The sequence below is a fragment of the Trichloromonas sp. genome, from assembly GCF_041583255.1.
Taxonomy (GTDB): domain Bacteria; phylum Desulfobacterota; class Desulfuromonadia; order Desulfuromonadales; family Trichloromonadaceae; genus Trichloromonas.
This window is the reverse complement of sequence record NZ_JBFHGD010000183.1, coordinates 1-6,757: the sequence shown is the minus strand read 5'-3', so window position 1 is coordinate 6,757 and position 6,757 is coordinate 1. Positions and strand designations below refer to the sequence as shown.

Sequence of the window (6,757 nt, the reverse complement as noted above, 5' to 3'; positions counted from 1 at the left end):
GCCTGACTATGCCGACGAGGCCGGGGTCTCCCCGCACTGGCGCGATAAGATCACGGCGGCCCTGCGCCTGGAGCCCTTCGCATGAGCCCGGCGGGTTCGCTGTCTTGCGTGTGTCTGAAAAAATGCCTCCTGCTGCTCATCCTCTGCTGCTGGCTGATCCCGGCGGCCCAATCTGCCGCGGCGGGGAGCATGCTGCCCCGGGTTGATGACGGGGAGGCCGATGTCGCGGGGTGGTGGATGAGCGAGAAGCTTGACGGGGTGCGCGGCTATTGGGACGGGCAGCGGCTGTGGTCGAAGAACGGCCAGCTGTTTCAGCCGCCGGTCGCCTTCGTCGCCGGGCTGCCGGGCTTTCCCTTGGAAGGGGAACTCTGGGGCGGGCGGGGGACCTTTGAGCAGACCGCGTCGGTCGTGCAGAGGGCACAGCCCCACGACGGCTGGCGGCAGCTGCAGTTCGCCATCTTCGATGTGCCCGCCGCAGGCGGGCCGTTCAGCGAGCGCATCGCTTTGGCGCAGGAGTGGTTTGCCGCGCATCCATCCGACTTTGCCTTTGTCATCCCGCAGCTGCCGGTTGCCGGCCGGGCGCAGCTGCAGCAGGAACTGCAGCGGATCGAAGCTTTGGGCGGCGAAGGGCTGATCGTACGCAATCCGCAGGCGCTCTACCGGGCTGGGCGCAGTCCCGAGATTCTCAAGGTCAAGGGCTTTGACGATGCCGAGGCGGTAGTGGTCGGGCATGTTCCGGGGCGGGGGGCGAATCTCGGCCGGCTCGGTTCGCTGCTGGTCGAGCTAGCGGATGGAACCCGCTTCAAGATCGGCACCGGCTTCAGTGCGGCGCAGCGGGAGACCCCTCCGCCAATCGGCTGCGTGGTCACTTACAAATATTACGGCTTTTACCAGTCGGGCATCCCCAAATTCCCCTCCTTTTTACGCATCCGCTACGATCAGGGGCTATAGGTCCGGCGTTTTCCGTGGCTTGATCTGAAACCGCCTTGCATCCGCGCCAGCGATGGCCTACTCTTCAATCTTATGACCTCCGCGATTATCCCCCCCTCAGCTGCAGCCCGGCTGGCCTCGCGGCTGGTGCTGTTCAGCGTGCTGGCCACCGGCATCGGCCAGTCGATGACCTTCGCCCTGCTGGCTCCGCTGGGGCGGGAGATCGGCCTGCGGGAGATCCAGGTCGGCCTGATCATCACCTGCTCGTCGCTGGTCTTCACTCTCACCAGTCCGATCTGGGGCCGCACCTGTGATCGCTGGGGGCGCAAGCCGGTGCTGCTGATCGGGCAGTTCGGTTACGCCTTCGGTGCCCTGCTTTTTGCCTCGGTCTTTTTCTTCGGTCTCAAGGGGGCGCTGACAGGTGTGACCCTCTACCTGCTGGTCATCTTTTCGCGGGTGCTGATGGCTTCGCTGATGTCGGCGGCCCCCAGCGCTGCCTCGGCCTATATCGCCGACACCACTGTCGCCGAAGAGCGGGTGGCGGGGATGGGGCGGCTGGGGGCGGCTCGTACCCTGGGCGCGATTCTGGGGCCGGCCATGAGCGGGGTCTTTGCCGCCATCGGCCTGCTGGCACCGCTTTACATCGCCTCCGGGGTCGCCCTTGTGAGCTCGCTGCTGCTCGCCCTGGTGTTGAAGGAGCCTCCCCGAACTGTTGACCAGAAAAGGGCAAAGGTCAGGCTGAAGCTGTTCGACCCGCGGTTTTTCCCGTTCATTCTGGTCGGGTTCGTCACCTTTTTCGCCTTTTCGATGATGAGCCAGACCATCGGCTTTTATATCCAGGATCGTTTTGTGCTCGACGGGCAGGCCACGGCCCAGGCGATCGGCATGGGGATGATGATGTCGGCGGGGATGTCCTTCTTTTCGCAGGCATTCCTGGTGCGCCGGCTGAACATGACCCCGACCCGGCTGATGTGCCTGGGGCTGCCGATCCTGCTGGCCGGCTATCCCATGCTGTTGCTGGCCGGCAGTGTCCCGGCACTGGTGGCCCTGCTGGGGATTCTCGGGTTGGGGCTGGGGTTGGTTTCTCCCGGCTTCACCGCCGGGGCGTCGCTGGCGGTGGGTCCGAAGGAGCAGGGAGCGGTCGGCGGGCTGATTTCCGCCTGTCCGGCGGCGGGGTTCGTGCTCGGGCCGCTGGTCGGCACCAGCCTGTACCAGGTCAGTCCCGTATATACTTACCTGTGTGCCTGTCTGCTGATGGTTCCGCTGACGGTCTATGCCTGGCGGATCAGGGGGCTGGGGCGGGAGGCTGTCACCAGCCCTCGTAGTTGATCAGCAGTTCGCAGAGGATGCTGGTGCATTCGTGGTCGAGGTTGTAGGTGAGCCCGCAGACGGACCTGGGGCAGTTGATGCGGCTCGCCAGCTGTTCGCCCCAGATCGGATCGTAGAAGCTGACCATCGCCGCCAGGAACTGTTCTTCGCCGCCGCTTTCCTGTTTGAAGACGGCGGACACCGGCTCCTGCAGCGGCCGCAGGTCGTCCTTGTCCCTGGCTGTTTCAACGGTTTTCGGACCGAACAGGCCGGGACCGAGAAACTCAACGCCGCGCTTCCAGGCGGCCAGGAAACGGGCGTGTTTTTCTTCCGTCTGCAGCAGCACGTTCATCACGTTGTCTTTGTTCATGGCAGCATCTCCCTGTCCGTTCAGGCTGAATGCTAAGTAGTTTATCATGCCGGGCAGAATCTGTTCGGCACGGCCGGCGAAATTATGAGAGGGCTACCCAATCGGGCAGAATCGATTACAATAAGAATTCGAACCAAGAAATCAGGCCGGGCTCGATCAGGAGAAGGAAGGTGACGCATGGTGAAAAGAATCCTAAGCGCTATTCTCGGTTTGCTGCTGGTTGCCGTTCCGCTCTGGGCCAACGACGGAGGATGCATGGATACTATCGAGACGTCGGCCGGAGATCTGCAGATCTCGTTTATCGGCCATGGCACCCTGATGTTTGCCTTTGACGGCAAAATCATTCATGTCGATCCCTGGAGCAAGTTGGCCGATTATGCGAAACTGCCGAAGGCCGATCTGATTCTGATCACCCATGAACACCAGGATCACCTCGATTTGGCGGCGGTCGAACTGTTGACAAAGCCGGGAACGCAGATGGTAGCCAGTCGCCCTGCCGCCGTGCACCTGCCGGGCAGCCTGGTTATGCAAAACGGTGAGTCGAAAACCGTGCAGGGGCTGGCGATCGAGGCGGTGCCGGCCTACAACCTGGTCCACATGCGCAGCGAAGGTGTTCCATTTCATCCCAAGGGCAACGGCAACGGCTATGTCGTCACGTTCGGAGGGACCCGGGTGCTGGTCGCCGGTGACACGGAAAACACGCCGGAACTGAAGGGGCTGCAAGGGGTCGATGTCGCCTTTCTGCCGATGAACCTGCCGTACACCATGACCCCGGAGATGGTGGCCGACGCGGCACTGGCGCTGCAGCCGAAAATCCTCTATCCGTACCACTTCGGCGAAACCGACACGGCCCGGATTCTTGATCTGCTGGCTGGCTCGGGTATTGACGTACGCATCCGCGCCATGCAGTAACAGATGCAGTGCAAAAGTTGACCGGCGCATTTCGTCCAGTCCTTGCGCCGGCAGATCTTTTCGCTTATATAATCGACCAGTAAAGCCATTTTGATGAATCCGCAACGAGGAGCAGGTAAGTACATATGCTGAGCATTGAAGAACGAAACGGTTTGCAGGATCTGCTGTCCCACGCCGTTAACCCGGCTGAAACCATGACCCTGGAGCAGCTTGAGGGATATCTTTTCGGACTCGCGATTACCCCCGATCCGACCCAGCCGATGGAATGGTTCCTCGATATTTTCGGTGAAGCCTTCGCCGAATTTGCCGATTCGGAGCAGGCCAATCAGCACTTCGCCTGCTTCATGGATGTCTACCAGCGCCTCACCGCCCTGCGCCTTCAGGGGAAATTGCAATTTCCTTTCGATTACGACGATATCGATCCGCCGATGCTGGGGCGCCTGCGCGGATGGGTGAGTGGTCTCGACAGGGCCCTGGCGCTGCGCTCTTATCTCTGGATGCCGGACGAGGTTCTCGACCAGCCCGATATGAGCGAGGCGGACCAGGAGATCATGACCTGCCTGATGGTTGTGCTGGGGGTGGCGCAACCGGAAAAAATCCCCGAGATTTTTGAAGGGATGGAGGAAGACGGCGAAGACGAGCATGAGATATGGGCGCATCTGGTTGGTCAGCTGCCGCAGGCGGTCGATGCCCTGCTTGGCTACTCAGAAAAGCTGGTTGCACTTCGTTCGGCGTCGGCATAGGGCAGCCGACAGCCGCCGTAAATGAGAAGCTGCCCCATTTCCTCTTCAGCGGTCTCTGCTATACTTCTTTCATTGTCAGGAATCTTTACCGGGAGTGAGACGATGAAACGAATTATGATCGCGGCAGCAGTACTGTTATGGCCACTGGTTGGATTCACGACAGGGTACGGCCAGGAATTTGCCGGGCCCGAACAGCAGGCGATGGCGGACACCTTCCAGTACGCGCTGGAAAAAAACCAGATCAACCAGGGGGCTGAATGGGTGAACCCCGACACCGGCCGGTCGGGGGCGGTGGTGCCGACCCGTACCTTCAGCAGCAGCCAGGGGCAGCCCTGTCGGGAATTTATTCAGACGATCATCATCGGCGGCAGAGAAGAGCAGGGGTACGGCACCGCCTGCCGCCAGCCTGACGGCAGCTGGCAGATCGTTCCCCCCGCGCAGCAGAAGGCGGCCCGCCCGCCGCTGCCGGCTACCGTTTACGTGCACACCCCCGCCGACCGTTATTATGCGTATCCTCCCGAGGTCTATTCCCGCTTCCCCATTTACCTGAGCTTCAGCTACGTCTACCGGCACGGCTCGTCCTACCGGGGGGTCTATCACATGAGCGGGCGGGATTATCGCCATCGGCATCCCGTCAAAATAAAACAGAAGGTGATCGTGGTGCCGCGTCGCTACGAATCCTACCGCCGTCATGACGGGCTGAAATACAAGGAGAAGTATCGCTACCGTGACGATTGGCGTGACAACAGGAACCGGGGGCCCGGTAAAGGCTGGAAATACAAGGATCGGCACTGAACCCCATGAGCGCGGCAGCGAAGAATCATCCGGTTTGCGGTTGTGTTTTGTTCCGTACCCCTGTTAGACTCGGTGTTCACTTTTTGCTGATGTCAGTGGTTCATCCCTTGGCGTCACCATCTTAACCGACCGAAAGGGCTGCTGCCATGACTGAACTGGACAAAGCGCTGGAAGCCTTCCAGCAGGATATGGACGATACGAAAAATCAGTCGTTGTTTTTCGATCTTTTCCTCAACTCCCACTTCCATATCCCGACCATCGATTCCAAGGATCTTCCCGGCGGTGAGGAATCCGTCGAGCCGGGGCATGCCGTGCCCCTGATCATCGAAGCCGAGGGCAACGATTACCTGATGCTGTTTGATACCGAAGAACGCCTGTACGACTGGGCCAAGGCCAAGGTCAGCTACGTGGTGGTTGCGGGGCACGTGGTGGCCGAGATGTCCGAGTCGCCGCTGCATTGGGCTTTGAATGTCGGGACCGAGTGTTCCAAGGAGTTTGTGCCCGCCGAGATTTCCTGGCTCAGGGATATCGTCGTGAAATGCAATGCCGAGGCGGCCCCGTCTCAGGAGTGAACGGTAACGCACCATTATAACCATTGATTGTTGTTTCGGGTTTGCGGGCCCGCCCCTGTCGGGGCGGGCCCGTTTGTGTGAGGCCTGCGACCTGCTGCAGGAAGGGCGGTAAGACCTTTTTTCGGAAAAGGATGAAAGACACCGTTTAATTGGCTGCCTAAGGTATTTATAATAATTATTAAAATGCCGTTGCCGCAGGTCGTAAATCAATAATACCAGCATCTTGGGTGCTGGTATTATTGTCGAACAGCATTTTGCTTTTTCCCCCGTATTGACGGTGCCAGGAGAAAGGTCTTACCATGTCTGCAGCAAGGTGGACCTCTGGTGTCCGACCGCGTAAACAGACCGGTAATGCAACCGCAGTTGAGGGAAAATAAGATGATAGCAACGAGCCTGCAAAAATTTTTCGAAGCGCTTGCCCTGGCGTATCAGTGGCTTTGCCTGGCCGATTCCCGGTCGCAACAGGATAGCTTTGACTTGAAGTTTTCCTCCCGCCACCGTCGCCGCCTAAGTTTCTCTCAGCTCAAGTGCAGAATCTGAAAGATAACACGTTCCCCGTCATAACTTCCCGTTACTTCTTCTGAATCATCCACAATGCCTGTTCCAGCCGCAGGATCACGCCCCAAAGGGTCGATCCAGCGTCCTCCCCCGTCTTTATCCGGTTTAACCCTTACATTAAAGATGCCGAGTCGCTTCAGCTCGGCTGCCTCACGGCTCATTTTATCTTTAGCGCACGCTGCTGCGGCTACAGGATGCGTTTTCCGAATAGCGAAGCGGCCAGTTCAACGGCAAGCTGGGCGGTCTGATTGCGGTGGTCGAGGATCGGGTTAATTTCGACGATGTCAAGTGAGCAGAGGCGCTGGGAGTCGGCGATGATCTCCATGAGCAGCTGGGCTTCCCGGTAGCTCAGGCCCCCCGGAGCGGTGGTGCCGACGCCCGGCCCAGCCATGGGGTCGAGGCAGTCAACGTCAAGGCTGACGTGCAGCCGCTGCCGGTGTTCTAGCCGCTGCAGCGCCTCACGGATGACGGCGCCGATGCCGCGCTCGTCGATATCGCGCATGGTGTAGATGCAGATCCCGCTGTCGCGCAGGCGCTGACGTTCTTCGCTGTCGATCGCGCGCACGCCG

At 60.0% G+C, this 6,757-nt stretch carries 8 protein-coding genes; 6 read left to right on the top strand and 2 right to left on the bottom strand.

Annotated features, from left to right (window positions below; all coding sequences use genetic code 11):
* Positions 1-81 precede the first annotated feature (81 nt).
* Entirely contained in the window at positions 82-951 is an 870-nt protein-coding gene (locus ABYV89_RS13165; protein ID WP_432823406.1) for a DNA ligase, read from the top strand.
* Positions 952-1,023: 72 nt separating this feature from the next.
* Positions 1,024-2,259 (top strand): MFS transporter, encoded by a 1,236-nt coding sequence (locus ABYV89_RS13160; protein ID WP_432823405.1) that lies wholly within the window; start codon positions 1,024-1,026, stop codon positions 2,257-2,259.
* On the opposite strand, the gene ABYV89_RS13155 is transcribed toward ABYV89_RS13160, so the two are convergent.
* The gene (locus ABYV89_RS13155) at positions 2,240-2,608 is read right to left on the bottom strand and encodes a hypothetical protein (RefSeq protein ID WP_432823404.1); all 369 of its coding nucleotides are present in this window, start codon (positions 2,606-2,608) and stop codon (positions 2,240-2,242) included. The two genes, ABYV89_RS13160 and ABYV89_RS13155, sit on opposite strands and share 20 nt — an antisense overlap.
* Before the next feature lie 177 nt (positions 2,609-2,785).
* Between ABYV89_RS13155 and ABYV89_RS13150 the strand changes: the two genes are divergently transcribed.
* The 4 genes from ABYV89_RS13150 (at position 2,786) to ABYV89_RS13135 (ending at position 5,630) form a co-directional block, all read left to right on the top strand.
* Complete coding sequence (locus ABYV89_RS13150; RefSeq protein WP_432823403.1) at positions 2,786-3,520, top strand: MBL fold metallo-hydrolase; 735 nt, start codon at positions 2,786-2,788, stop codon at positions 3,518-3,520.
* A gap of 125 nt (positions 3,521-3,645) precedes the next feature.
* Positions 3,646-4,263: a UPF0149 family protein gene (locus tag ABYV89_RS13145; protein ID WP_432823402.1), complete on the top strand. Its 618-nt coding sequence runs from the start codon at positions 3,646-3,648 to the stop codon at positions 4,261-4,263.
* A 102-nt stretch (positions 4,264-4,365) separates the two neighbouring features.
* Complete coding sequence (locus tag ABYV89_RS13140) at positions 4,366-5,058, top strand: RT0821/Lpp0805 family surface protein (RefSeq protein WP_432823401.1); 693 nt, start codon at positions 4,366-4,368, stop codon at positions 5,056-5,058.
* Between the two features lie 146 nt (positions 5,059-5,204).
* Positions 5,205-5,630 carry an SseB family protein gene (locus tag ABYV89_RS13135; protein ID WP_432823400.1) on the top strand — a complete coding sequence of 142 codons (426 nt, stop codon included), beginning with the start codon at positions 5,205-5,207 and terminating at the stop codon, positions 5,628-5,630.
* A gap of 745 nt (positions 5,631-6,375) precedes the next feature.
* On the opposite strand, the gene ABYV89_RS13130 is transcribed toward ABYV89_RS13135, so the two are convergent.
* On the bottom strand, positions 6,376-6,757 hold a 382-nt coding region (locus ABYV89_RS13130), incomplete at its 5' end, for an arginase family protein (RefSeq protein WP_432823399.1).